This window comes from Dietzia sp. Alg238-R159 (assembly GCF_900537145.1).
In the GTDB taxonomy this organism is placed as follows: Bacteria; Actinomycetota; Actinomycetes; order Mycobacteriales; family Mycobacteriaceae; genus Dietzia; species Dietzia kunjamensis.
This window is the reverse complement of sequence record NZ_UNRI01000003.1, coordinates 477,532-501,282: the sequence shown is the minus strand read 5'-3', so window position 1 is coordinate 501,282 and position 23,751 is coordinate 477,532. Positions and strand designations below refer to the sequence as shown.

The 23,751-nt window shown below is 72.3% G+C and carries 24 protein-coding genes; 4 read left to right on the top strand and 20 right to left on the bottom strand.

Features of this window, described 5'->3' with window-relative positions:
• Window positions 1–3: 3 nt before the first annotated feature.
• Complete coding sequence (locus G6R20_RS10760) at window positions 4–189, top strand: hypothetical protein (RefSeq protein ID WP_163376372.1); 186 nt, start codon at window positions 4–6, stop codon at window positions 187–189.
• A gap of 26 nt (window positions 190–215) precedes the next feature.
• Here G6R20_RS10760 and G6R20_RS10755 read toward each other — a convergent pair whose 3' ends face one another.
• Window positions 216–833 (bottom strand): hypothetical protein, encoded by a 618-nt coding sequence (locus G6R20_RS10755; RefSeq protein WP_163376371.1) that lies wholly within the window; start codon window positions 831–833, stop codon window positions 216–218.
• Between the two features lie 205 nt (window positions 834–1,038).
• On the opposite strand from G6R20_RS10755, the gene G6R20_RS10750 reads away from it, so the two are divergent.
• Window positions 1,039–2,403 (top strand): HNH endonuclease signature motif containing protein, encoded by a 1,365-nt coding sequence (locus tag G6R20_RS10750; protein ID WP_163376370.1) that lies wholly within the window; start codon window positions 1,039–1,041, stop codon window positions 2,401–2,403.
• A gap of 20 nt (window positions 2,404–2,423) precedes the next feature.
• Here the strand turns inward: G6R20_RS10750 and G6R20_RS10745 are convergent, their stop codons facing one another.
• The 12 genes from G6R20_RS10745 to G6R20_RS10690 all read right to left on the bottom strand — a co-directional run bounded on the left by G6R20_RS10745 (window position 2,424) and on the right by G6R20_RS10690 (window position 15,000).
• Window positions 2,424–3,284, bottom strand: coding sequence for a cytochrome c biogenesis CcdA family protein (locus G6R20_RS10745; protein WP_163376369.1), 861 nt, complete (start codon window positions 3,282–3,284; stop codon window positions 2,424–2,426).
• The gene (locus G6R20_RS10740; protein WP_159148824.1) at window positions 3,281–3,889 is read right to left on the bottom strand and encodes a TlpA disulfide reductase family protein; all 609 of its coding nucleotides are present in this window, start codon (window positions 3,887–3,889) and stop codon (window positions 3,281–3,283) included. The genes G6R20_RS10745 and G6R20_RS10740 overlap by 4 nt, the downstream gene beginning before the upstream one ends.
• 3 nt (window positions 3,890–3,892) lie before the next feature.
• Window positions 3,893–4,513 carry a histidine phosphatase family protein gene (locus G6R20_RS10735; RefSeq protein WP_163376450.1) on the bottom strand — a complete coding sequence of 207 codons (621 nt, stop codon included), beginning with the start codon at window positions 4,511–4,513 and terminating at the stop codon, window positions 3,893–3,895.
• A gap of 284 nt (window positions 4,514–4,797) precedes the next feature.
• Window positions 4,798–6,108, bottom strand: a complete 1,311-nt coding sequence (gene hemL / locus G6R20_RS10730) for a glutamate-1-semialdehyde 2,1-aminomutase (RefSeq protein WP_163376449.1) — start codon at window positions 6,106–6,108, stop codon at window positions 4,798–4,800.
• Between the two features lie 84 nt (window positions 6,109–6,192).
• Window positions 6,193–8,115 carry an alpha/beta fold hydrolase gene (locus G6R20_RS10725; protein ID WP_240341393.1) on the bottom strand — a complete coding sequence of 641 codons (1,923 nt, stop codon included), beginning with the start codon at window positions 8,113–8,115 and terminating at the stop codon, window positions 6,193–6,195.
• 252 nt (window positions 8,116–8,367) lie between these two features.
• Entirely contained in the window at window positions 8,368–8,610 is a 243-nt protein-coding gene (locus G6R20_RS10720) for a hypothetical protein (RefSeq protein WP_163376367.1), read from the bottom strand.
• Window positions 8,607–9,128 carry a hypothetical protein gene (locus G6R20_RS10715; protein WP_163376366.1) on the bottom strand — a complete coding sequence of 174 codons (522 nt, stop codon included), beginning with the start codon at window positions 9,126–9,128 and terminating at the stop codon, window positions 8,607–8,609. Before G6R20_RS10715 ends, G6R20_RS10720 begins: the two co-directional genes overlap by 4 nt.
• The gene (locus G6R20_RS10710) at window positions 9,115–9,771 is read right to left on the bottom strand and encodes a hypothetical protein (RefSeq protein WP_163376365.1); all 657 of its coding nucleotides are present in this window, start codon (window positions 9,769–9,771) and stop codon (window positions 9,115–9,117) included. Before G6R20_RS10710 ends, G6R20_RS10715 begins: the two co-directional genes overlap by 14 nt.
• Entirely contained in the window at window positions 9,768–10,808 is a 1,041-nt protein-coding gene (gene hemB / locus G6R20_RS10705; RefSeq protein ID WP_163376364.1) for a porphobilinogen synthase, read from the bottom strand. Before hemB ends, G6R20_RS10710 begins: the two co-directional genes overlap by 4 nt.
• A gap of 168 nt (window positions 10,809–10,976) precedes the next feature.
• Window positions 10,977–12,620, bottom strand: coding sequence for a uroporphyrinogen-III synthase (locus G6R20_RS10700; RefSeq protein ID WP_163376363.1), 1,644 nt, complete (start codon window positions 12,618–12,620; stop codon window positions 10,977–10,979).
• Window positions 12,621–12,682: 62 nt separating this feature from the next.
• Complete coding sequence (gene hemC, locus G6R20_RS10695; protein WP_163376362.1) at window positions 12,683–13,681, bottom strand: hydroxymethylbilane synthase; 999 nt, start codon at window positions 13,679–13,681, stop codon at window positions 12,683–12,685.
• Entirely contained in the window at window positions 13,678–15,000 is a 1,323-nt protein-coding gene (locus G6R20_RS10690) for a glutamyl-tRNA reductase (protein ID WP_205475817.1), read from the bottom strand. Before G6R20_RS10690 ends, hemC begins: the two co-directional genes overlap by 4 nt.
• 382 nt (window positions 15,001–15,382) lie before the next feature.
• Here G6R20_RS10690 and G6R20_RS10685 point away from each other — a divergent pair, with 382 nt between their 5' ends.
• Window positions 15,383–15,733, top strand: coding sequence for an HNH endonuclease signature motif containing protein (locus tag G6R20_RS10685; RefSeq protein WP_120286044.1), 351 nt, complete (start codon window positions 15,383–15,385; stop codon window positions 15,731–15,733).
• Between the two features lie 63 nt (window positions 15,734–15,796).
• Here G6R20_RS10685 and G6R20_RS10680 read toward each other — a convergent pair whose 3' ends face one another.
• Window positions 15,797–16,066, bottom strand: coding sequence for a glutaredoxin family protein (locus tag G6R20_RS10680; RefSeq protein WP_082923762.1), 270 nt, complete (start codon window positions 16,064–16,066; stop codon window positions 15,797–15,799).
• A 173-nt stretch (window positions 16,067–16,239) separates the two neighbouring features.
• Between G6R20_RS10680 and G6R20_RS10670 the strand changes: the two genes are divergently transcribed.
• Window positions 16,240–17,385, top strand: coding sequence for an HAD-IB family hydrolase (locus G6R20_RS10670; protein ID WP_240341413.1), 1,146 nt, complete (start codon window positions 16,240–16,242; stop codon window positions 17,383–17,385).
• A 36-nt stretch (window positions 17,386–17,421) separates the two neighbouring features.
• Here the strand turns inward: G6R20_RS10670 and G6R20_RS10665 are convergent, their stop codons facing one another.
• The 6 genes from G6R20_RS10665 to G6R20_RS10640 all read right to left on the bottom strand — a co-directional run bounded on the left by G6R20_RS10665 (window position 17,422) and on the right by G6R20_RS10640 (window position 23,750).
• Window positions 17,422–18,555 carry a lysophospholipid acyltransferase family protein gene (locus tag G6R20_RS10665; protein ID WP_163376360.1) on the bottom strand — a complete coding sequence of 378 codons (1,134 nt, stop codon included), beginning with the start codon at window positions 18,553–18,555 and terminating at the stop codon, window positions 17,422–17,424.
• A complete protein-coding gene (locus tag G6R20_RS10660; RefSeq protein ID WP_163376359.1) occupies window positions 18,552–19,748 on the bottom strand; it encodes an NAD-dependent epimerase/dehydratase family protein in 1,197 nt (398 codons plus the stop codon). The genes G6R20_RS10665 and G6R20_RS10660 overlap by 4 nt, the downstream gene beginning before the upstream one ends.
• A gap of 203 nt (window positions 19,749–19,951) precedes the next feature.
• Window positions 19,952–20,053, bottom strand: a complete 102-nt coding sequence (locus G6R20_RS10655) for an AURKAIP1/COX24 domain-containing protein (protein ID WP_003855542.1) — start codon at window positions 20,051–20,053, stop codon at window positions 19,952–19,954.
• Window positions 20,054–20,235: 182 nt separating this feature from the next.
• On the bottom strand, window positions 20,236–20,457 hold the full coding sequence (locus G6R20_RS10650) for a helix-turn-helix domain-containing protein (protein ID WP_067718677.1): 222 nt from the start codon (window positions 20,455–20,457) through the stop codon (window positions 20,236–20,238).
• Between the two features lie 284 nt (window positions 20,458–20,741).
• The gene (gene proC, locus G6R20_RS10645; RefSeq protein WP_096906784.1) at window positions 20,742–21,584 is read right to left on the bottom strand and encodes a pyrroline-5-carboxylate reductase; all 843 of its coding nucleotides are present in this window, start codon (window positions 21,582–21,584) and stop codon (window positions 20,742–20,744) included.
• A gap of 300 nt (window positions 21,585–21,884) precedes the next feature.
• Window positions 21,885–23,750 (bottom strand): hypothetical protein, encoded by a 1,866-nt coding sequence (locus tag G6R20_RS10640; protein WP_163376358.1) that lies wholly within the window; start codon window positions 23,748–23,750, stop codon window positions 21,885–21,887.
• Between the last annotated feature and the right edge of the window lies 1 nt (window position 23,751).

The window sequence follows — 23,751 nt, the reverse complement described above, 5'->3', positions numbered from 1 at the left end:
CGAATGGACGACGACAAACCTGCCGATGAACACAAAATTCGCTGGATCTGGCTAAGACCGCCAACCTGGGCTGCATTCACACACAACATCCGCCTAATAGTAGATAACGACCCCTCGGTCCTCGTTCGAATTTTCGGAAGTCTGGCGGTTATCGGCGGGGTGATCATCTGGGGCGAGTTCTTCGCCTGACTGGGGGCCAGCGGCGCAGGCTCGTATCACTCGTCGAGAAGCTCTCTGCATTCCTCTTCGGTCGATTGCTCGAGGCACTCCATCCACCGAACCTGGTCGTCAACCCAGGGATGCCGCGGTTCCTGTCCGACATCCTGACGCCACACGTAGTTGTCGCACAGGATCGCAACGCCACTCGCGTCGACCGCTCTGCGGCCGATATCCGCTCCCATGCACTGCGCACCGAGGCGTGGCCCCGACTGCCGCATCGCCTCCTCGACTGCCGGATTCGGCGCCAACTGCGGGTCACGCGACCACGCGGCACCGTCGGTGTACTGCAAACGGGCGCAGTAGGCGGTCACGCCGTCAGCGAAGACGGCCAACGCACCGCGGGGCCCGCACTCAGCACCCTCGGTCACGATCGCCGGGGTCGGCGCAGCAGGACTGTGGGGTGTCTCGTAGAGCGGTGTGGAGGTCGGTGTTGCGATCTCCTGCGAGGTGGCCTTTTCGGCCGTGGTCACAGTAAATGCCGACGAAGTGGCGGATGTGGGCGCCAGCCCCGGCGCATCATCGGCACCTCCTCCGAAGTCGCCGCACCCGGACACAACGATGAGCACTGCCGTCAGCACACCGGTCACTCTCACTCGCTCCGCGGCCACGTTCATGTGATCAGTATTGACACCGTCATCGTGGTGGGAGGCCTCTTGCACAAACCAGTTCGCACCCTCCCTTAGCAAGGCCAGCTGAGCCCGGAGGCAATCGGGCGAGTAGTCCGCGAGCACTCGGCGGTGATGGCATCGGCGTTCCCCTTTCGCCGGCGCGAACTGGGACGACGCGTTCGTGTCGTACCCGGGTGATCTAATCGAACACATGAGCGACACCGGGATGGGAGCCACGGCCAGCAGTGAGCTGAGCGCCATGATGTCCGCGCTCGATTCCCACCTTGAGCGCGACTGGACGGGAGTGTCACCGGCGGAGCTGCATGCCGAGCTGGTCGCCCTCGAGCAGGCACAACGCCGCATCCGGGCCACGCAGGCCCGTGTCCTGGCCGCCGCCCGCACCTCGGGTACCGCCCGGCAGATCGGGTTCGTCAACGAGCGACAGATGCTCACCGGCGGCCTGGGCCTGGCCCCCGGGGAAGCGCGCAGTCGACTCGACGACTCCGCCATCGCCGACACCGCCCGCATGCGCGCCACTGCCGAGGGCACCCTGTCCGCCGGGCACCTCAGGATCATCAACGCCGCCCTGGCAGCCCTGCCCGACGACTACGACGACGAGGCGCGCGCACACCTGGAAGCGCAGCTGATCGCCCTGGCCGCCGACCAGTGCACGACCCGCCACCTCCAGGAACACGCGCACCTACTCCTGGACGCTGTCGATCCGGGGCGCACCGAGCGCGGCGCAGCAGAGCGGGCCCGCCGCCGCTCGGTCACGTGCGGCGGCCAGGGACTGGACCTGATGGCCCGCGCGGCGATGACCATGGACCCACAACTGGCCGCGCTGATGCGCGAAGTCCACGCCCGCTGGGGCCAGCCCGGCCGCCTGTGGCCCGACCCCGAGGAGAAGGACACCCGCACCGACGGTCAACGCATGCACGACGCGATGGTCCACGCCCTACAACTGGCCCTGTCCGCAGATGCCGCCAAGACCGGCGCACCGGCGGCGATCGTGGTCCGCGTGGACCTCGACCAGCTCGCCACGCTCGCCGGCTGCGGCGAGACCGACGGCGGGATCCGCGTGCCCGTGCCGCAGGCGCTGGCCATGGCCCGCGGCAACCACTGGTTCCTGGCCCTGTGCGACAAGGAAATCGACCTGCGACTGTTCCGCAGTCGCCGCACCGCGTCCCGCTACCAACGCCTGGCCCTGTTCGCCGCGTATGGGGGCTGCACACACCCCGACTGCGACCAGGACGCCCGACACTGCGAAGCCCACCACGCGGGCAGACCCTGGGCCGCCGGAGGCCTCACCAACATCGATGAACTCGCCCTGGCCAGCGGCGACTGCCACGCGATGATCCACGACACCGGCTGGTCCACCATCCCCGACCCGTGCGCGCCCCAGGGCGTCAGGTGGATCCCACCCGCCGGAACCCCCCGCGCGGCCGACCCGCCACGGCCCAAACCCGGACCACCACCACCGACACCGCTGGAAGCGCCGATACTCCCGTTCGCGCTCCTCCACGACCTCGACGCCGCGATCACGCGACGCCACGACGCAGTCCGGGAGGCGGCGTGATGACGCCCGGCGTGGGTGGGTCAGATGGGCAGCGTGGTGTCCGAGATGGCGAAGTCGCGCAGCCAGTCGATGAACAGCGCCCACCCGCCGGACAGCAGCAGCAGGCCCACGATGATGAGCATGACGCCGCCGAACACCTGAATGGTCCGGGTGTGCTTCTGCAGCCAGCCGACGGTCCGCATCGCCCAGGTGGAGCCGAACGCCACGATGATGAACGGAAGGCCCAGGCCGAGGCAGTAGGCGACGATCAGCAGCACTCCGCGCGCCGCGTCGACCCCGGTGCCCGCAGCGACCGAGAGCGCGGCAGCCAGGGTCGGACCCAGACACGGGGTCCAGCCCAGGGCGAACACGGCGCCGAGCATCGGGGCGCCGATCCAGGTGGACAGCGACTTGGGCTGCATGCGGGTGTCCCGCTGCAGAGTGGGAACGAGGCCGATGAAGACGAGCCCCATGAGGATCGTCACCACGCCCCCGAGACGCTGCAGCAATTCCTGCTGGGGTGCCAGGTACTGCACGGTGCCCAGCACCATGGCGCTGAGCATCACGAAGACCACGGTGAATCCGCCAACGAACAACAGCGACGCGCCCACCACCCGTGCCCGCGAGGATCGACGGGTGCGGCGCTCCTCCATCGTCAGCGTGGCGGTGGCGGCCCGCTGGCGTTCGGCGGCGGCAGCAGTAGCCGGCGGACGCTCGGCGCCCACGACGCTGGCGAGGTACGCCAGATAACCGGGCACCAGCGGGATGACGCACGGCGAGGCGAACGACACGAGTCCTGCCAGGATGCACGCGCCCAATGCGAGCAGGATCGGGCCGCTGGCCACGGTCTGCTGGAACGTCTCCCCCACGCTCTGCGCGAGCAGGATCGTCTCCGGGTTCACGTCTGGTCGACCTCCTCGGCGAGGAGTTCGCTGACGGTCTCGCGCAGCTCGTCGTCGGTGATCTCGGCCAGATACACGGCGGCCACCCGGTGCTGCTTGTCGAGGATGATTGTCGCCGGCACCACGGACGTCGGGAAGCCTCGCAGCGCGGCGACCGCGGCGTTACTGGGATCCCAGATCGAGGGGAACGTGATGCCGTTGTCCTTGACGAAGTCCACCGGCTTCTGCCGGTTGGGGTCGCGCAGGTTGATGCCGAACACGGTGGCACCCTGGGGCTCGAATTCCTCCTGCAGGCGCTGCAGGTCGTCGGACTCGGCCCGGCACGGTCCACACCACTGGCCCCACAGGTTGAGGATCACCACCTCACCGGCGAAGTCCTCCTGCACGGTGAGGGTGCGGTCCGGGTCGAGCAGGTCGGGACCGGTGAGCGTGGCGACGGGCTTGCGCTCGGCCGGGGGGTCGTAGTGGATCTCGATCTGCCCGTCGGGGCTGACGAACTCGAACGTCTCCGGGCCCACCACCACGGCGTCGTCGCCGGTCGCACAGCCGCCGACGAGAGCGCCGGTCAACAGCAACGCGCCAAGGGCAGCCTTGGTCTTGCGCATGATTCAGGCTCCAGTCTGCGACGGGTCGGATGCCCCCGCCGGTTCCGAATAGACGATGTCGCGCAGTGTCGTGCCCTCAAACACCAGCGAGGTGATCGAGGCCAGCGAGCACTGCCGCTTGCGCGGGTCGTGCCAGAGCCGTCGCCCCTCGAGGAAGCGGCGTGTGGTGTAGACCGGCAGCTGGTGGCTCACCAGCACGGCTTCGTGCCCGCGGGCGGTGTCGCGGGTGGAGTACACGGCGCCGATCATGCGGTGCGCGATCTGCAGGTAGGGCTCACCCCACGACGGCCGCATCGGGTTGAGCAGGATCGGCCAGTACTGCGGGTCGCGCAGGGCGCCGCCGGGGCCGCCCACCTTGCGCCCCTCGAAGCGGTTGTCTGCTTCGATGATGTCGGCGTCGATCCCCACCGGAAGGCCCAGCGACTCGGCGAGGGGGGCCGCGGTCTCCTGCGCACGCTGCAGCGGCGAGGCGACGATCGACACGATGTCGTGCCCCTGTCCCAGCACCCGGCCGACGGTCTCGGCCTGGCTCCGCCCCAGCTCGGACAGTCGGAACTCGGGCAGCCGCCCGTAGAGGATGCCCTCGGGATTGTGGACCTCACCGTGACGCACCAGGTGCACGATCGTCTGCGTCTCGCCGGCGCGAGCCGAGGTGTCACGAGGGGTCGACGACGACGAGACCGGCTGTCCCGGAGCGGCGATCGTTCCCGGCTCGGCCCCGTAGGCCGCGGACCCCTCCGGCTGCGACTCGAGGGGAGGCTCAGCCGGGACCGCGGTGGCCCCGGACCCGCCCAGCGACGGCGGCGCCACGGCGGGGGCGGGATGATCTCCCCGGAGGGGGATCGGCAGTGAGGTGGGTCCCGTCGACGGGACGGCGAGCCGCCCGCGCAGTCCTCGCCCGTTGCTGCTCATCGGCTCGTCTCCGGGGCGGACGCCGCGGCGGCCGCTTCCGCGGCCACCGGCAGTGCGTCGGAAATGTGCTGGAAGTCGTCGTCGGTGAGCGCGGTGGAAACGAACCAGGTCTCGAACGCGCTGGGCGGAGGGTAGATGCCGCGGTCGAGCAGCGTGTTGAAGAACGGCGCGTAGCGGAAGGTCTCGGCGGCCTTGGCCCCGGCGTAGTCGGTGACCTGGCCCTCGGAGAAGAACACGCTGAGCATGGTGCCCGCCCGCTGGATGGTGTGCGCGACACCCGCGGCCTGCAGAGCGTTGCTGATCAGCGCCTCGAGCCGGTCGGCGTTGGTCTGCAGCGTGTAGTAGCAGGAGTGGTCGGCCAGCCGCAGGGAGGTCAGGCCCGCCGCCACGGCGACGGGGTTCCCGGACAGGGTGCCGGCCTGGTAGACGGGGCCGGCGGGGGCGAGGGCGGCCATGACGTCGGCGCGACCACCGAACGCGGCGGCGGGCAGTCCTCCGGACATGACCTTGCCGAAGGTGGTCAGGTCGCCGGCGACACCGTCGATCCCCCACCAGCCGCGGTCCCCGGCGCGGAATCCGGTCATGACCTCGTCCATCACGAGCAGTGCCCCGTTGTCGGAGCACAGGGTGCGCAGTTCCTCGTTGAAGCCCGGCAGCGGCGGGACGGTGCCCATGTTGCCGGCGGCGGCCTCCGTGATCACGCAGGCGATCTCGTCGCCGTGGTTGGCGAAGACCAGCCTGACGGCGTCGATGTCGTTGTACGGCAGGACGATCGTGTCGTGGGCGGTCGCGCCGGTGACGCCGGGCGAGTCCGGCAGCGCGAACGTGGCCAGGCCCGATCCGGCGTCGGCGAGCAGTGCGTCGACGTGTCCGTGGTAGCACCCGGAGAACTTGACGATCTTGGAGCGGCCGGTGAATCCGCGGGCCAGGCGCACGGCGCTCATGGTGGCCTCGGTGCCGGAGTTGACCAGGCGCACCTCGTCGACGGAGGTGCGGGCGACGATCTCGCGGGCGAGGTCGACCTCACCCTCGGTCGGGGTACCGAAGCTCAGTCCGCGGGTGGCGGCGTCGCGGACGGCGTCGACGATCTCGGGGTGGGCGTGCCCGTGGATCATGGGGCCCCAGGAGCAGACGAGGTCGATGTAGGTGTTGCCGTCGACGTCCGTCATGCGGGAACCCCGCGCTTCACGCATGAAACGCGGGGTTCCGCCGACGGAGTTGAAGGCACGGACCGGGGAGTTGACTCCGCCGGGGATCAGCTCGCGGGCCTCGGCGAAGAGCTCGGCCGATCGGGTGGTGCCGGACATGCCGGACGGGGTCTTGAAGGCATCACTCGAAGAGGTCACCGGACCAGTGTCTCAAAGTCCGGCCGCGAGCACCCCCTCGCGGTCTCAGCCCTGCGGCGGAGCCGGCGGGGCGAGGGGGGCGAACAGCGACTTCGCGGCGGCGTCGACCTGTCCGGCGAACTCGTGTACCGCCTTCTCCGCGTCGGCGACTGCAGTCTCCGCCTGCTGCTGCAGCTCCTGCGGCGTGGGCAGCGGTACGGGTGCGGGCGTCGGCGCGGCGACGGACCCCGAGGCGGGGGCGGGCGCGGCCGCGGAGCCGACCGCCGGGGCGCTGACGGACCCGGTCCCGGCCGCGTTCACGGCGCCGGTGCCGGCGTCGCGGTGGGTGCCGTACCAGTCGTCAGCGCCGTCGACGGGTGCGGACATGCCCTGCTGGGCGGCGGCGATGCGTTCGGCCTGGCCCCACTTCGGCAGGGGCTCCGGCGACGGCTTGCCCGCGACGTGGCCCGGCTCGGCGATCCCGGTCTCCAGGAACTCCATCACGAGCTTGTCGATGGCCTCGTTGCCCATGCGGAAGGTGCCGTGGTCGCCGCCGCCGACGGTGACCAGTGCGCCACCCATGGCCTCGGCCACGCGGTGCGCGCCGGCGATGGGGGTGATGGCGTCGTCCTCGGAGTGCAGCACCAGCGGCTTCTCGTCGAGGGCGTCACCGTTGGGGCTGATGGTCCTGGCGACCGGCTGCCAGCCCACGCAGTCGTCGCCGGCGGCCTCGACGGCGGCGCGGGCGGTGAGGCGGTTACCGCCGGTGTACTTGTCGGCCTTGGCCGCGATGACGCCCAGCTGGTCAGCCGGGGCAGCGGTCTCGTTGCAGGTGATGATCGAGTTCATCTCGATGTCGGTGCGGTACACCGGCGAGCGGTTCTCCTGCGCGGCCAGGATCAGGCCCACGGTCTCGTAGTCGGCGCGCGCGATGGTGCCGCCGTCGTTGTAGTACTTGAGGATGTGGGCGAGCATCGGCCAGGCCTGCTCGGAGTAGGTGGCGCCCACCGTGGCGTCGTACAGCCCGGTGGTGGCGTTGTTCGTCAGCCCCTGCAGCGCGGCGGCGCGGGCGAAACCCTCGACGCGTGCGCGGGCGGGGGCGGTTCCGTTGATCACGTCGAGCGCGGGCTTCTCGACGGCGCTGCCGCGGAGCTCGACGGGCAGGTCGCCGGTCTGTGCCGGCGGCGGGGTGAGGTTGGCGGGGCCGCCCACCTCCTGGTCGGTGACCCACTTCCAGGAGTGGAAGACCTTCAGCGGGGTGTCCCCGAGGCCGTAGTAGTCGTCGCGCTCCGCGATCCAGGCGAAGATGTCGTTGACCCGCTGCTCCTGGGCGAGCGCACCCTGCTCCGCCTGCGTGTTCCAGCGCCAGTCGGGGTGGGTGTTGGAGTCCAGCACCATGCGGCCGGTGGCCTCGGGGAACAGGGTGGCGAAGTCGGTGCCGATCGCGGTGCCGTAGGACACGCCCACGTAGTCGACCTCTGCGAGCTCGAGCGCCTCACGGACCGCGTTCATGTCGCGGGCGGCGTTCTCGGTGGTCATGGACTTCATGTACTCGGGGTCGGTTCCGTAGCACGCGTCGTGGAGCGGGTTGACCGTGTTCGGGCCCACATAGTCCACGTTGCAGACCATGGGGTTGGAGCCGTAGAGCCCGCGGGGCTGGACGGCCACGAGGTCGTGGTTCTCGTACAGGCCGGCCGGGTTGGCGCCGTCGAGGGCCGGGCTCCAGAAGTTCAGGGCGTAGTTGCCGGGCCCGCCGGGGTTGCCGAACACGGTGGAGCGCGCCCGGCCGGACGAGGCCTTGATGCGGGTGAGCGCGATCTGGGTCTTGGCGGCGTCTGGCGCGGTGTAGTCCACGGGGACCTCGACGGTTCCGCACTCGAGACCGGCGGGGACGTACTCGGCCTCGATGCCGAGCATCTCGGTACAGTCCTGCCATTCGACCTGGGCGGCCGAGGCCACTCCCGATCCCAGAAGTGCGATCGCTCCCACGACCGCGGTGGTGCCAACGAAAGTGCTGGAAGGCTGCACCGATCCCCGTTTCCCTGTGCTGTAGGCGTTACTCCGGCGAATCGGACGCATCGACCACTCATTTTTACGAGCGTCACATGCGTCCGAACCGCCCCAAATGTAGCCTGTGGCCGGCGCCACGACACACCGCCCCGGGCACACTCAGAAAACCGTCATCCGATCGTTACCGCGGCGATCGCGTCGCCCGCAAAAGCCCTGGCAGAAGTAGATCTGTCAGGATCTGACCCGGGGGGCACGTCGGAGGACCGCGAGGGTGGTCAGGACCATCGTCAACCCCGCCAGGACCGTCGCGGCCAGGAGCAGCCGGGGATCGGTGTGGATGCGTTCGATGCTGCCCTCGACGGGCGGGTCGATGACCGGCGGCGCGCCCGTCACGATGTCCCTGGCGAACCACCACAGCACCACGGCGAGTACAGCGCAGGCGACCGCGGCCACGCCGAGGCGACGCGAGTTCACTCGGGTCCCGGCTCGCGCGGGAGACCGGCGACAGCGCCGGCCAGGGCGGCGTGCAGGGCCGCGGGGTTGCGGGACCAGGCGCGGACCTCGCCCCCGGTGTCGAGTCGCAGGCCCACGGCCGCCCGGCGGCGGGGCATCTCCCGCAGCTCGCCGAGGAGTCGGGCCGTCTCCCACGAGGCCTCGGAATCGTCGGCGGCGGGGAGGGGCAGCACCTCCTCGATCCGGCGCAGTTCGAGCTCCTCGGTGCCCTGGAGGTACACGTCTGGGGTCAGGCGGACGCGACCGTGGACGCGGGTGGCGCCGATCATCACGCCGTGGCAGAGGGCGGTCGCGATCGCGCAGACGGTGAGCATCAGCCAGTGCACCGGGGCGCCGGTGGCGAGCTCGAACCCTGCCGCGGCGGCGCAGAACGCGGGCGCCGCGAGGATCCAGGCCCAGCTCCAACCGTCCTCGGCGTACAGGATCGGTCCCTCGGGTTCGATTCCCGGCCGGGCAGCGGTGGGTTCACTTGCCGGCACGCGCGCCGCCTCCAGGGGTCGTGTACTGGATGGCCTCGGCCTTGTGCTGGCGCCACACGGCGGCTGCAGCGCACAGTCCGGCGAGGATCTGGAGTGCGATGACGACGAAGCTGACCACGTCTCCCCGCTCCCCCGCGGTCGCGACTCCGCCGAACACACCGATCACCACGGACACGGCGTCGACGACGAGGAAGATGGCGACGATGTCGAGCATCGTGCGGGCCCACCCCTTGCCCGCTCGCAGCCGGAAGGCCAGCCACACGGTGACGGCGGCGACGATGAGCGCCAGCACCGCCCCGGCCGCCAGGGCGATGGAGAACATGCTCTCGACGGAGACGTCAGCGGACCCGGTGTTGGCGACCGCGTCGCGGAAGGCGTCCCGCGTGGCGGTGGGCAGGTCCCCGAAGCTGGCGGTCGCGGAGTTGATCAGCATGCCGAGCAGTCCGAACGCGGCGGCGGCCAGCCACAGCACCCACGCGGTGTGGATCTCCTCCGGCGGCGGACCGGCCGGCTCGACGGGTGGCTCGGCGGGTGCGTCGGCGTGCGGGTCGCCGGGGTGGTCTCCGCTCGTGGTGTCTCCCGACCCCTCGGGGCCCGGTCCGGTCCGGGCAGGTGGGTGCCACGGCCCGCTGGGGCGCGTCACCGGGTCCCCCACCCGTCGGCGAGGAGGCGCGCGGCGTGCAGGGCCCAGTAGGTCAGGACGATGTCCGCGCCCGCGCGGCGGATGGAGGTCAGCGATTCCATGACGGCCGGGTCGTGGTCGATCCAGCCGCGCTCGGCGGCGGCGGAGATCATCGCGTACTCGCCGGAGACCTGGTAGGCGGCCACCGGCACGTCGGAGATCTCGGCGGTCTGGCGCAGGACGTCGAGGTAGGACATGGCGGGCTTGACCATGACCATGTCGGCGCCCTCCTCGAGGTCGAGCTGCACCTCGCGCAGCGACTCGCGCAGGTTGGCCGGGTCCTGCTGGTAGGTGCGCCGGTCGCCGCGCAGGGACGAACCGACGGCCTCGCGGAACGGGCCGTAGAAGGCGCTGGCGTACTTGGCGCTGTAGGCCAACACCGCGACGTCCTGGTACCCCTCGCGGTCGAGGGCTTCGCGGATGGCGGCGATCTGGCCGTCCATCATCCCGCTGGGCCCCACGACGTGGGCTCCGGCGGCGGCCTGGGCGACGGCGAGGTCGTTGTAGGCGGCGAGCGTGGCGTCGTTGTCGACGATCTGCTCGCCGCGCGGGTCGGTGCCGAGCACACCGCAGTGGCCGTGGTCGGTGAACTCGTCGAGGCAGGTGTCGGCCATGATCACGAGGTCGTCGCCGACCTCGGCGCGGACGGCGGACAGCGCGCGGTTGAGGATGCCGCCGGGGTCGGCGCCGCAGCTGCCGGTGGCGTCCTTGTCCGCGTCGAGGGGCACGCCGAACAGCATGATGCCGCCCAGTCCCGCCTCGGCGGCGGCGACGGCCTCGCGCCGCAGCGAGTCGACGGTGTGCTGGACGACCCCGGGCAGCGACGAGATGTCGCGCGGGGCCTCGATCCCGTCGGCCACGAACGCGGGGAGCACCAGCTGTCGCGGGGCGAGCGTGGTCTCGGCGACGAGCCTGCGCATGGCCGGCGTCGAGCGGAGTCGACGCGGGCGCACCAGCGGCGCGGGAACGGACGTGGTCTCGTCAGGCGGTGTCGTCACGACCCCCACTGTACGAAAGTCGCCGGTGGTCGGGCGCGGCGCTCACCCGCGCTGCGCCGGGACGCGGGCTCGTCGACCCCTGAACACGCGCCTGCCCCGCGCGGCTGGTCGGCCGGGCGGGGCAGGCGGTGCTGGCGGTGCTGGCGGTGCGGGCGGCGGGGCTGCGGCTCAGCGGCGCCGGGCGCGGCGGCGCGGGGGCGGCAGTTCGCCGGCCGCGCGCAGGTGGTCGGCGTGCGCGGCGAGGGCATCGACCAGGTCGAGCACGGACGCGTTCTCGGGCTGGACGTCCACGCGCAGGCCGAACTCGGCCGCGGTCTCGGCGGTGCGCGGCCCGATGCAGGCGATGAGCGTGCGCGCGTGCGGCTTACCGGCGATGCCGACCAGGTTGCGGACGGTGGACGAGCTGGTGAAGCACACCGCGTCGAACCCGCCGGTCTTGATCATCTCGCGGATCTCGGCGGCCGGCGGGGCGGCGCGGACGGTGCGGTACGCGGTGACGTCCTCGATCTCCCAGCCGCGGCCCATGAGGCCCTCGGCGAGTGTCTCGGTGGCGATGTCGGCGCGCGGCAGCAGGACCCGGTTGACGGGGTCGAGCACGTCGTCGTAGGGCGGGAACACCTCGAGCAGGCCGAGGCTGGACTGCTCGCCGCTGGGCAGCAGCTCGGGCTGGATGCCCAGTTCGCGGACGCGGGCGGCGGTGCCCTCGCCGACGCAGGCGATCTTCACGCCCGAGAAGGCGCGGGCGTCGAGGCCGAACTCGACGAACTTCTCCCACACGGCGCGCACGGCGTTGGAGGAGGTGAACACGACCCACTGGTAGCGGCCGTCGACGAGGCCCTTGACGGCGCGCTCCATCTGGGCGGGGCTGCGGGGCGGCTCGACGGCGATGGTGGGCACCTCGACGGGCACGGCGCCGTGCTCGGCGATGCGGTCGCTCATCTCGGCGGACTGCGCCTTGGTGCGGGGCACGAGCACGTTCCAGCCGAACATGGCGCGCGACTCCCACCACTGGTGGCGGTGACGCTCACCGGCGGACTTGCCGATGGTGACCACCAGGTCCCCGTCCATGTCTCGACCGACCTCGGCCATGGTGGCCAGGGTACCGTCGGCGGACTTCTGGGCACAGAGCGAACCGGAGCAGGTGACGGTCACCGGGGTGCCGGCGGCGAGGCCCTGCTCGGCGAGGCTGGAGGCGGCCTCGGCGAGGTGCCGACCGGTGGTGCGCAGGACGATCGGGCCGGGCGAGCCGACGAGGGCGGCCCAGTCGACCTTGCCGCGGCCGTCGGCGAACACGTAGCCGGAGCCGAGCGCGATGCCGGCGAAGGCGGGCACGGCGGTGGCCTCGGCGACGCCGGGGACGACCTCGAACGGCACGACGGTGCGGCCGACGGCGGCGATCTCGGTGACGGTGGCGTCGGTGGTCATGGGGTCGCCGGTGACGAGACGGACCACGTCGCGACCCTTCTTGGCCTCGGCGACGAGCTGCTTGGCCACGGCGGCGGGCTCACCGAGCACGGGGCGGACGTCGGCGGCGGTGGGCGCGGGCAGGGCCTTGAGACGCTTGATCTCGGCCTTGTCCTCGGCGGCCACGGCGGCGTCCATCTCGGCCCGGCGCGCGTCGAGCAGTTCCTGCGGCACCGGGACCTCGGTGGCGACCAACGCCAGCACGTCGGCCGAGACGTCGGCGTCGGCGAACACCAGCGGGTTGCCGGTGAGGACATCTTGGGCCCGGCAGGTGAGCATCCCCGCGTTGCCTGGACCGCCGCCGACGAAGCGGACGGTTCCGGGGCGGGTGGTGCGTGCTCGAGTCATTGTTCGTCTCTCCGTGGGGTGGGTGCCGCGCGCTGGCTGCGCGCGAGATGGGAGTTCGGGGATCAGGGATCGGTGACGGTCGGTGGTGCCGTCGTGGATTCCCTCGGTACGAGTGGGGCGCGTTGCTCGGGCGATTCCCCGGCCATGAGGTCACGGGCGCCGCGGTCGAGCAGTTCGGCCGCGAGTCGGCGGCCCAGCTCGTCGGCGGCGGCGATCGGTCCGTCCGGGTGGTCTGCGGTGGCGGTGTTGCCGTGGGTGCGCAGGACGGTGGAGCCGTCGTGGGCGGCCGCCACCGCGTGCAGCGTCAGTTCGCCCCCCTCCAGTTCGGCGCGCGCGCCGACGGGGGCGGTGCAGCCGGCCTCGAGGTCGCGCAGGAGCCTGCGCTCGGCGGTGATCCGGACCCGGGAGGGCAGGTGGTCGACGACGGTGAGGGCCTCGGCGGCCTCGGTGTCGTCGGCGCGACATTCGACGGCGAGGGCGCCCTGCGCGGGGGCGGGGAGCATCTCGTCGATGCCGAACCGGTGGGTGGCACGCTCTCCCGCACCGGTGCGGTCGAGGCCGGCCGCCGCCAGGACGACCGCGTCGAGGTCGCCACTGGTGACGTATCCCATCCGCGTGTCGATGTTCCCGCGCAGGGGGTGCAGGTCGAGGTCGGGGCGCAGGGCCGCGAGCTGGGAGCGCCGGCGCGGGGCGGAGGTCCCGACCCGGGCACCCTCGGGCAGCGTGTCCATGGTGAGCCCGTCGCGGGCGATGAGCACGTCGGACGGGTCGACGCGCGGCGGCACGGCGATGGGGGCGAACCGGTCGTCGGGCGCGGTCGGCAGGTCCTTGTACGAGTGGACGGCGATGTCGCAGTCCCCGCGCTCGAGGGCGGCGCGCAGTTCGAGGGTGAACACGCCCACGCCGATGCGCTCGACCGGGGCCATCACCACGTCGCCGCGGGTCCGCACGATCACCAGTTCGGCGGGGTACCCGGCGGCGATGAGGGCGTCGCGGACGTGCCCGGCCTGGGTGGTGGCCAGGGTGCTGCCCCGCGTGCCCACCTTCAGGGTCCTGCTCATGACGCCTCCTCGCTTCTACCGTCCACGGTGTTGTCCAGGTCGAACAGTGTGCGTACGACCGCCGCGTAGTTCTCGCCGTCCGGTTGGGCGGCGAGTTCCCGGAACCGCACCGTGGGCGGGTGCAGAAGCTTGTCGACGACCCGGCGGACGGTGTTGGCGACCTCGTCGCGGACCTTCTCGTCCATGTCGGGCAGTCGGGACTCGAGCCGGCGCATCTCGGCCGCGACGACCTGCCCACCGCGCCCGCGCAGCTGCCCGATGAGCGGCCCGACGCCGGCCATGCGCTCAGCCTGCGTGTACGCGGTGAGCTCGGCGTCGACGATGGTGCGGGCGGCGTCGGCGTCCGCGGCGGCGGCGGAGGTGGCGGGGTCGGCCTTGAGCGCCTCGATTCCCAGGACGGTCACGCCGGGCAGGCCGGCGACGGCGGGGTCGACGTCGCGCGGCATGCCGAGGTCGCAGATGACGAGCGGGCCGCGGTCGCCGCGGCCCGCGAGCGCGGTGTGTACGTCGCCCAGGGTGACGACGGTGCCGACGGCCCCGGTGCAGGTGAAGAGGATGTCGGCGCGGGCGACGGCCTCGGCGAGCCCGTCGAGGGGGAAGGCCGTGGCCGGGGTGCCGGAGTCGCCGGCGATCTCGGCCAACCGGTCGGCGCGCTCCGGGGTGCGGTTGGTGATCTCGATGTGGGAGATCCCGCCGCGGCCGAGGTGGGCGACGGCCAGGCCGCCCATCGCGCCGGCCCCGAGCACGACCGCCCGGCGTCCGTCGAGACTGCGGCTGGCGCCGTCCGAGAGGATCTCCGCCGCGCGGTCCAGCGCGACGGACACGACCGACGCGCCGGCGGAGTCGATGCCGGTCTCGGTGTGCACGCGCTTGCCCACGTGCAGCGCCTGCTGGGCGAGCCGGTGCAGGGTGGTGCCGGCCGCGCCGATCTCGGACGCCGACTGGTAGGCGGTGCGGATCTGGCCGATGATCTGCTGCTCACCCACGACCATCGAGTCCAGGCCCGAGGCCACGGAGAACAGGTGCTCGGCGGCAGACTCCGAGTAGCGCACGTACAGGTGGCGGCTCAGTTCGTCGGCGCCCAGGCCGGAGTGGCGCGAGAGCAGGGTCACGACGTCGTCGAGCGCCGGGTGGAACGCGTCCACGGCGGAGTAGACCTCGACGCGGTTGCAGGTGGTGACGATCATCGCCTCGTCGACGTTCTCGCCGGCGATGAGTTCCTCGGTGAGCCCGTCGCGCTCGGACTCGGAGACGGCGACCGCCTCGAGCAGTGACACCGGCGCACTGTGATGGGACAGCCCCACCAGGAGAATGCTCACAACCGACCCCCGGACGCCAGGGCCTCGGGGGCCCATGCCAGAATGGATGCCGACTCGTCAACTCGGCGAGGAGACGGTCGGAGAACAGACGGGGCCCCGCAGGACGAACTCGCGGAACGCTGGTCCACAGTCGGTCGTCTCCCGTCGGTGTGCACGGCTGCGTACAAGGCGCTCCCATGGCGGAAACACCCTGCCGGGACGGCCGTGGCCTCAAGCCTGCGTACGACCCGTAACGGGCTCCACCGTAACCCGCCTGACACCCCGGGACAAAACCGTGACAGGGGCGGATGCTATATCCGGCCGCCCTCCCGCGCGCACCGTGAACAGCACGGACCGCAGTACGGTGACATCCGTGCCCCCTCGCCGCAGGTCCTCGTCGACCATGTCCGCCGCGACCCGCGCCCGATACGCGAAGCGTCGTCAGCGGCGTCTGTCCCGCGTCGACAACGACCTCACCGACCCGCAGTGGGCCCGGATCCTCGACGCGTGGAAAGCCTGCGCCTACTGCTCCGCGACCGGGCCCGCGCTGCAGAAGGACTGCGTCCAGCCCATCTCACGCGGCGGGCGCTACACCCTGGAGAACGTGGTCCCGGCCTGCGCGTCGTGCAACGCGAGCAAGCACAACAGCGAGGTCACCGGGTGGCTGCGGCGCAAGAAGCTCGACGAGGGCGCGTTCCTGCTCCGGCACGCGACCATCCTGCGGGACCTGCGCGACGCGCCGCGGGAGGAGTGACCGCCCACCGTCGCGGCCACCGCCGCGCGCACCCCCCGGCACCGCCCGCGCCCGTCGGCCGGTTCAGTCCCATCCCGGGAACGGGCCGGCCCCGGCGAGGGTGGCCAGCAGCTCGTCGTCGTCGACCTCCCAACACGAATGCTCCGCGCCGTCGACCAACACCACCGGCAGGCGGTCGCCGTATTCGGCGGCGAGTTCGCGGTCCGCGGCGTGGTCGACGTCGGTCACCTCGAGCCGGGCGCCGGCACCCTCGCACAGTGGGATCAACTGGCCGTGGACGCGGACGCAGCTGCCGCAGCCCTCGCGGGTCAACAGGGTCACCGTGTGCACCATGGCTCGATAGTGCACCACCCCCTCGGGGCTGCCCTAGGATGGGGTCCCCGCGCCCCTTGAGGAGGTCCCGCCCGGTGAACGACTCCCGCTCGGTGAACGACGACGCCGACGACAACGACGACGACAACGCGCCCACCCCCGGCGGCGAGGCCTCCGAGGACGCCGCCGAACCGGTGGAGTCCCACCGCTCCCGGTCCGGCCCGCGGCTTCCCGGTCGTGCCGATCTCGGCTCGGCTCTGGGTCGGCTGCTGTGGCGGCGCCGCGACGCGCGGATCCAGCGGCGCGCCGGTGAGGCCTCTGCCCAGCACGCCGTCAAACTCGAGCCCGGCGCCGAGCCCGGCCCGCCGCTGGCCGACTACGACCCCGCCGAGGGCGAGGGCGAGGGGTCCGGCGCGGGCGCGGGTGCCGGGACCGCCGTCGCCGACCGCCCCGCGGACGCCGTCGCAGAGCGTGCGGCAACCGACCGTGCCGCCGCCGACCGTGCCGCCGCCGAGACCGACGAGTCGCTCGAGCCGTTTGTGCCGGACCCGCGGGTCGCGGCGTTCTTCGACGTGGACAACACCCTCATCCAGGGCGCGTCGATCATCCTGCTGGCCCGCGGGCTGGCCAAGCATCGCTTCTTCACCGCGCGCGACGTCGCCGGGTTGGCGTGGTCGCAGGCCAAGTTCCGGATCTCCGGGGAGGAGAACGCCGAGGACGTCGCCGCCGGACGCGACAAGGCCCTGAGCTTCGTCAAGGGTCGCACCGTCGCCGAACTGACCGAATTGAGCGAGGAGGTCGTGGACACCTCGATGCTCGACCGCGTCTGGCCGGGCACCCGCTCGCTGGTGCAGATGCACCTGGACGCCGGGCAGCAGGTCTGGCTGGTCACCGCGACGCCGGTGATGCTGGCGCGGGTGATCGCCGCCCGGTTGGGCCTGACGGGTGCGCTGGGCACGGTCGCGGAGGAGGAGTACGGCGTCTACACCGGCCGGCTCGTGGGCGACATCCTGCACGGGCCCGGCAAGGCGCACGCGATCGCCAAGCTCGCCGAGGCCGAGGGCTTCGACCTGGCCAAGTGCTACGCGTACTCGGACAGTTTCAACGACATGCCGATGCTCACGATGGTGGGCAACCCGGTCGCCATCAACCCGGATTCGAAGCTGCGCAAGTACGCCTCGGAGAACGGCTGGAACATCAAGGACTTCCGCACCGTCCGCAAGGCCGCGAAGAAGGCGATGCCGGGTGTTCTCGCCGTCGGCGGGCTCGCGGGCGCCCGGGCGGCCGCGCGCTCGGATTACGCCAGCCGCGCGATGGACCGGGCGCGCCGCATCTTCTGACGCGGGTCCGCGCCGGGGCGCTCCCCCGCCGCCAGCTCAGCCGAAGAAGACGCTGCCGCGGCGGGCGAGGTTGCGGAACAGCGTGTTCTGGATGGTCTCCCGGACCTGGTCGGTGATCTCGAAGACCACCATCGGGTCCTCTGCGGCGTCGGGCCCCAGGTGCGAGGTCTCGATCGGCTCGCCGAACTCGATCGTCCACTTGGTGGGCAGCGGGATGCCGCCGAGCGCGCCGAGGAGCGGGAACGCGGGCGTGACGGGCATGTACGGCAGGCCGAGCAGCCGCGCGAGCGCCGGGACCTCACCGATCTTGGGGTAGATCTCCTCGGAGCCGACCACCGAGCACGGGATGATCGGCGCGCCGGCGGCCAGGGCGGTGGCCACGAACCCGCCGCGGCCGAAACGCTGCAGGCGGTAGCGGTCGGCGAACGGCTTGCCGAGCCCCTTGAAGCCCTCCGGCCACACGGCCACCACGTGACCGCTCTCCAGCAGGCGCTCGGCGTCGGCGGCACAGGCCAGGGTCGCCCCCGCCCGGCGGGCCAGCGGCGCGGACACCGGCAGCGACATGGCCAGGTCGGCGGCGAGCAGACGCAGGGCGCGTCCGGCGTGGTCGTGGACGGCGACGGTGGTCATCATCCCGTCGAGCGGCAGGACGCCCGCGTGGTTGGAGACGATCAGGCCGGCGCCGTCGGCGGGGATGTTCTCGGCACCGATCACCTCGACCCGGAACCAGTGCTCGAACAGCGGCCGCCACAGGGGCAACCACACGTTGGTGTGGAAGTGCTCGTCGAACCCGAACTCGTCGACCTCGTACCCGCCGGTGACACGGGAGGCCAGGAGCTCGCCGGCGGCGTTGACGGCGTCCGCCAGGGTGGACAGGGCGCTGATGTCGCCGGTCGCGAGCATCGTGTCGACACCGCGGGTCAGTTCGCGGACTGGCGCCAGCACCTCGGCGTCGAGGGGCAGTGCGTCGACGACCTGCCCGAGCGAGCTGCGCAGGGAGGTGAGGAACCGGTCGACGATCCTGCCGAGCTCGGTGGCCGCGGCGTCGCTGCTGGTGGTCTCCCCGACGAAGCCCTCGCCGACCGCGCGGTCGCCGCGGGCGTCGCGTCGGCCCTCTCCCCAGCGGGGGCCGCCGAGTGGTTGGGACAGGTCGAATTCCGGGCCCTTCACGGCGCCCCCTCCTCGATCGGGTCGGGCTCGTTCGTCTCCGGCCGGTTCGGGTCGGGCTCGATCGGCTCCGGCAGGGCCCCTATCGACTCGAGCTCGCCGATGGTCGAGTTCACGCCCGCGCGCAGTCGGCTGGCCACCGGGCCGGGCAGTCTGCTGGCGATCTTGGCGGTCTTGCGCTCGAGCGAGGCGCGGGTGATCAGCGGCTCGGCGCCGGAGTCCACGAGGTAGGCGTGCAGCGCCTCCTCGGTGGTGTACCGCGGCGTGAACCCGAACACGGTACGCATCCGGGTGGTGTCCATGGTGCGGCCGTACCGCAGGTAGCGCAGCTGCGAGGGCCCGATGTCGCGCAGTCCCTGGCTGGAGAGCAACCGGGCCGCCAGCTTGAACGTCTGCGGCATCACCGGCAGCGGGATGTGCCCGGCCCGGCGGATGGCCTGCGTCAGGGTGAGGATGCCGTCACCGGCGATGTTGTACGTCCCGGGGGGCGCGCCCGTCGCGGCGTGCAGCAGCGCGTCCAGGGCGTCCTGCGGGTGCAGCAGCTGGATGCGCGGGTCGTACCCGGCCAGCACCGGCGCCACCGACGGCAGCAGCAGCTCGCCGACCACCGTGGGCTCGGGCAGCCCGAGGATGGCGGGGATGCGCAGGATCGTCACGTCGATGTCCGGGCGTTTGCGCGACATCCCCCGCACGTAGCCCTCCACCGACGAGTGGTCGAGCGGGATGCCGCCGCTGGGCAGGCGCCGGGCGGCCATGTCCTCGGTGAACATCGCCGGGTCGACGCCCGAGGAGCCGTACACCGAGGTCGAGGAGATGAGCACGAATCGCTTGACCGTCGCGGCCCGTCCGCACGCGGCGATCACGTGCATGGAGCCCATGATGTTGGCCTCCTTGACGGCCGCGCGGCCGCCGGGGGCGAAGTCGGTGTGGTGCAGCCCGGCGTGCACGACCGTGTCGATGCCGGCCTCACGCAGAATCCCCTGCAGGCGCGGGGACTGCGGGTCGAGGCGGACGAATTCGGCGTCGCGCATCCGTCGGCGGTGCTGCGGCGACGGCTTGACCGAGTCGATCGCCAGGACGCGCTCGACGGAGTCGTTGCGCAGCAGCATGCCGACCAGGTGGGCGCCGAGATACCGGCTACCGCCCACGACCGCGACGGCGCGAGCCGGGCTACGGGCTGGCAGTTCGGTGTCCACCCGGCCGAGTCTAACTGCGGACCCCCCTGCCCATGTGCGCGGACCTCGCCGCCGACGCCGGCCGAGCGGCGCCCCGCCCTGCCCTGCCCCGCCCTGCCCCGAGTCGACACCCCGCCCCGAAATACACCGATGCCCGCCACCACTGTGGGTGACGGGCATCCGCTACAGGCGTGAGTCCGGGCGCTACCGAGGCGCCGCCGGACTCACTTACCGAGTTTGCGACGCTGCACGCGGGTACGGCGGAGCATCTTGCGGTGCTTCTTCTTGGACATACGCTTGCGGCGCTTCTTGATCACAGAACCCATATCGGGGTCACCTACCTGTCGACTACTGGTCTGGGGCCTTACAGCCCGCGAAGGGCCTTGACTTGCGCTCCGGCGCCTGAGAGCGAGCTCGAAAGCCGGGACGGAACCCATCCAGACTACCTCTCGCTCCCCGCGGCCACGAAAACGGGCCGGACACCGCCCCGCCGGGGCGGTTCAGTGCGTCAGCCCGCGGAGAAGTACGACGTGTCGAGGTACTCGTGCACGGCCTTGGAGTGGACCCGGAACGACCGCCCCACCCGCACGGCGGGCAGTTCGCCCGAGTGGACGAGCCTGTAGACCGTCATCTTGGACACGCGCATCAGCGCGGCGACCTCGGCCACGGTGAGGAACTGCGAGCCCCCCGCCGCCTGTGCGCCGCTATCGGTCTTGTCGGTAGTCGCCATCGTCACAACCCTTCGTGGCACGCGTCGTGCCGCAGGCTTCCCCTCCTGCGGTACGGACACGCACGTGCTGGGTATGAGCCTAGCGTGAATGGTGTGATCAATGCGACGGGAGTGGGCGAATTACATCGACGACACGCCGCCCGATCCGCGCCTCACCCGCCCTGAACTGGGCTTGTGCTACATAAGCGACCCGCCGGGTGGGTCACATCTCACCCGGCGGGCCGGTTCGGTACGCGCACACCCGGCCCGTTCGGTCGCCTCGGCGACGGGCCCGGGTGGCGGGGTCAGTCGATCTCGTCGTCGTCGTCGCCATCGGTGGAGGCCAGTGCCAACGCCCGCGACCGCGACGCCGCCGCCTCGACCGCGTCCGCCACCGCCGAGCGCAGTCCCCCGGCCTCCAGCCTGCGGATCGCCGCGGCGGTGGTGCCGCCCGGGGAGCTGACGTTGTAGCGCAGTTCGGCGGGTCCCTCGCCGCCGCCGGTGAGCATCGCGCCCGCGCCGAGCGCCGTGCCGGCCGCCAGCTTCAGCGCCACGTCGCGCGGCAGCCCGCGCTCCACGCCGGCGTCGACCATCGCCTCCGCCATGAGGAAGAAGTAGGCGGGGCCGGACCCGGACACCGCGGTCACCGCGTCCATCTGGGCCTCGGTGACGACGACGACGAGGCCCACGCTCTCCATGATCGTGGACACCTGCTCGAGATGCTCATCGCGCGCATAGCGGCCCTTGCAGAGCGCGGAGACGCCGTGCCCGACGAGCATCGCCGTGTTGGGCATGACCCGCACGACCGGCGAGCCGGCGCTGAGCTTGTTCTCCAGCACGGTCGTCGGCACGCCGGCCGCGAGCGAGACCACGATCGACTCGTGGACGCTGTCGGAGATGGCGTCGCCGATGCGGCCGACCACCGCCGGCACGTCCTGGGGCTTGACGGCAACCACGATCACGTCGGCGCCCTCGCAGCCGATGTCGAGGCTGGTGGACAGGATGTTGTATTTCTTGGCCAACTGCTCGGCGCGGGCCTCCACGGCCTCGATCACCACGATGTCCGACGGCTCGGTCCCGGCCTCACGGAGTCCCGCGATGAGGGCCTCGCCGATGCGTCCGCCACCGACCACTGCGATTCTCGTCATGCCCTTTACAGTGCCACACGCGTGCGCGGCCGGCCGCCGGCCGCGGGGGACGGGGCTGCCCGCCGGCCGCGGTCGAACGGGGCCGCCCGCTCGCGCCACCCATCGAATCGCGCCCGCCGCCACCGCCGCCTATTCGATGTCGCTCCACCTATCGCATCCGGTGGGTGGAGCGACATCGGATGGGCGGCGGGAGGGATTCGGTTGCCCGTCGCCGGTTCCCGCTCGCGCACCGCGGCTGAAACGGCCCCGCCCGCACCTGGAGCAGGCGCGGGCGGGGTGCGGGTCGTGGCCGGGATGCGGCTAGGAGACGAGTCTGAGCAGGAGTGGCCCGCACGTCACGCCCAGGCCGACGATCACCGCGAGGGCGATGCTGACGGAGTCGTTGCTCCTGCGCAGGACGCGGACCATGGCCACCAGTCCGACGATCACGACGATCGCCAGCGCAAAGGCCACCCACGGCAGGTCGCGCCAGAGCAATTGGAAGCCGATGAACAGTGCCGCGCCCGCGACCGCGGAGGCGAGCACCTGCGCGACGAGGATCAGCCACTGCGACGCCGGCGACCGCTCGGGCTCGGCTCCGCCGGGGGCGTCGTCGATGTCACGGTACTGCGAGCTGTCCGGCTCCGCCGGGGTCTGCTGCGACGCGGGCGCGGGGGTCGGAGCGTCGGCCCGGTCGGCGCCGGGTTGGTCTGTGCTCGTCCGGTCGGCGACGGGGGCGTCGGCCCCGGGCCGGGCGACCGGCTGCTGGTCCGCTGTCGTTGCGCCGGCCTTCGTCGCCTCGGTCTGCGCCGCGTCGGTCTGCGCCGCGCCGGACTTCGTCTCGTCGAGCTTCGGCCGCTCGGTTCCGGTGCCCGCGCCGGCCACTGCCGCGGCCATTCCCGCGACTCCCGCACCTCCGGCGGCGGCAGCGGTCGCCGCACCCAGGGCACCCCCGCGCGTGGCGGAGTCGGAATCGTCGGACTGCTCGGCGGTCGCCTCGGGGGCGCGGCGGGCGGTCGAGCCACTGCCCGACGGCACACCCCATGCGGAGGCATCGGCCCCTGCGGCGGGCTTGTCTGCGGCGGCGGGCTTGTCGGCCGCCGGAGCGGCGGGGGTCCCGGCGGACTTCTCGGTGACGCGCTTGTCTGCTGTGACGGCCGTGTCGGTGGCCCCGGAAGCCTTGCCGACCTCGGCAGAACCGGAGGTCGCGGCAGACTTGTCGGTACCGGACTTGCCGGTACCGGACTTGCCGGTGGCGGGCTTGTCGGTGCCGGGCTTGACCGCCGGGGCGGTGGACGAGGCCGGCGCGGCCTTGTCTGCCGTTCCGGCCGCTGCGGACGGAGCTGACTTGTCGCCCGAGCCCGGGGCTGCGGTGCCGGCGACACCGGCAGCAGCAGCGCCCGCAACACCTGCGGCCGCGGCGCCGGCGGGCCCCACGCCCCCACGATCAGCGGGCGTCGGGCGGGTGGCGGGAGCGTCGGACCCCGACTGCTCCGCATCCTTGCGCTTGCGGCCGAACAGCCCGCGCAGACCGCCCTTCTTTCCCTGCTGGCCGGCGTCATCGGAGGCGGAGCGCGACGGGGCGGGCGCGGACGGAGTCGCCGACGTCGGGGCCTGCTGCGGTGAGGCGGCCGGCATCCGCGTGGTGGCCTGCTGCGAAGCCGGCGGTGTGGTTGCCGACGGCGGGGTGGACGGCGTCGTGGTGGCCGTCGACGAGGCCGGCGGCGTGGTGGTGCCCGATGGCGTGGTGGCCTTCGCCGCGGACGACTTCTCGGCCGACCCGGCCGGCGTGGACGCGGGCGCCCCTGCCTCCGGGGCCCGCCGCCGTCCCGAGGGCCGCGGGGTCTGCGGGGCCTCAGAGGTGGACGACCTCGTCGTCGTCCCCGGGGTCTCCCCGGCGCCCGTCGGGGCACCACCGTCGGCACCCGACTCCGCGTCCCGCTCGGCGTCGCCACCGGCGGCCGCGGCCTCTTCGGCCTCCCGCGCCCGACGCCGCGCCGCGCGACCACCGAGCACGGTGTCGTCGGTGATCTTGGGGATCTCACCGGTGAGCTCGGAGACGCTGAGTCCGCCGCCCTCGTCGGCCCGGCGACGCCGACGCCCGGCCGGGGCGTCCTGCTGCTCCGCGCCCATGCGCTTGAGCAACTCCGCCACGGTGATCTGCTGACCGTCTGAATCCTCGGCCATC

Bases quoted from the DNA above. Each gene is read 5' to 3' on its own strand.
- G6R20_RS10685 (WP_120286044.1), top strand. From the start codon at position 15,383: ATGTCCGCCGCGACCCGCGCCCGATACGCGAAGCGTCGTCAGCGGCGT.
- G6R20_RS10640 (WP_163376358.1), bottom strand. From the start codon at position 23,750: ATGGCCGAGGATTCAGACGGTCAGCAGATCACCGTGGCGGAGTTGCTC.
- hemL (WP_163376449.1), bottom strand. From the start codon at position 6,108: ATGTCCGGCACCACCCGATCGGCCGAGCTCTTCGCCGAGGCCCGCGAG.
- G6R20_RS10680 (WP_082923762.1), bottom strand. From the start codon at position 16,066: ATGGTGCACACGGTGACCCTGTTGACCCGCGAGGGCTGCGGCAGCTGC.
- hemC (WP_163376362.1), bottom strand. From the start codon at position 13,681: ATGAGCAGGACCCTGAAGGTGGGCACGCGGGGCAGCACCCTGGCCACC.
- G6R20_RS10655 (WP_003855542.1), bottom strand. From the start codon at position 20,053: ATGGGTTCTGTGATCAAGAAGCGCCGCAAGCGTATGTCCAAGAAGAAG.
- G6R20_RS10755 (WP_163376371.1), bottom strand. From the start codon at position 833: ATGAACGTGGCCGCGGAGCGAGTGAGAGTGACCGGTGTGCTGACGGCA.
- proC (WP_096906784.1), bottom strand. From the start codon at position 21,584: ATGACGAGAATCGCAGTGGTCGGTGGCGGACGCATCGGCGAGGCCCTC.
- G6R20_RS10740 (WP_159148824.1), bottom strand. From the start codon at position 3,889: ATGCGCAAGACCAAGGCTGCCCTTGGCGCGTTGCTGTTGACCGGCGCT.
- G6R20_RS10650 (WP_067718677.1), bottom strand. From the start codon at position 20,457: ATGGCGACTACCGACAAGACCGATAGCGGCGCACAGGCGGCGGGGGGC.
- G6R20_RS10760 (WP_163376372.1), top strand. From the start codon at position 4: ATGGACGACGACAAACCTGCCGATGAACACAAAATTCGCTGGATCTGG.
- G6R20_RS10750 (WP_163376370.1), top strand. From the start codon at position 1,039: ATGAGCGACACCGGGATGGGAGCCACGGCCAGCAGTGAGCTGAGCGCC.
- G6R20_RS10700 (WP_163376363.1), bottom strand. From the start codon at position 12,620: ATGACTCGAGCACGCACCACCCGCCCCGGAACCGTCCGCTTCGTCGGC.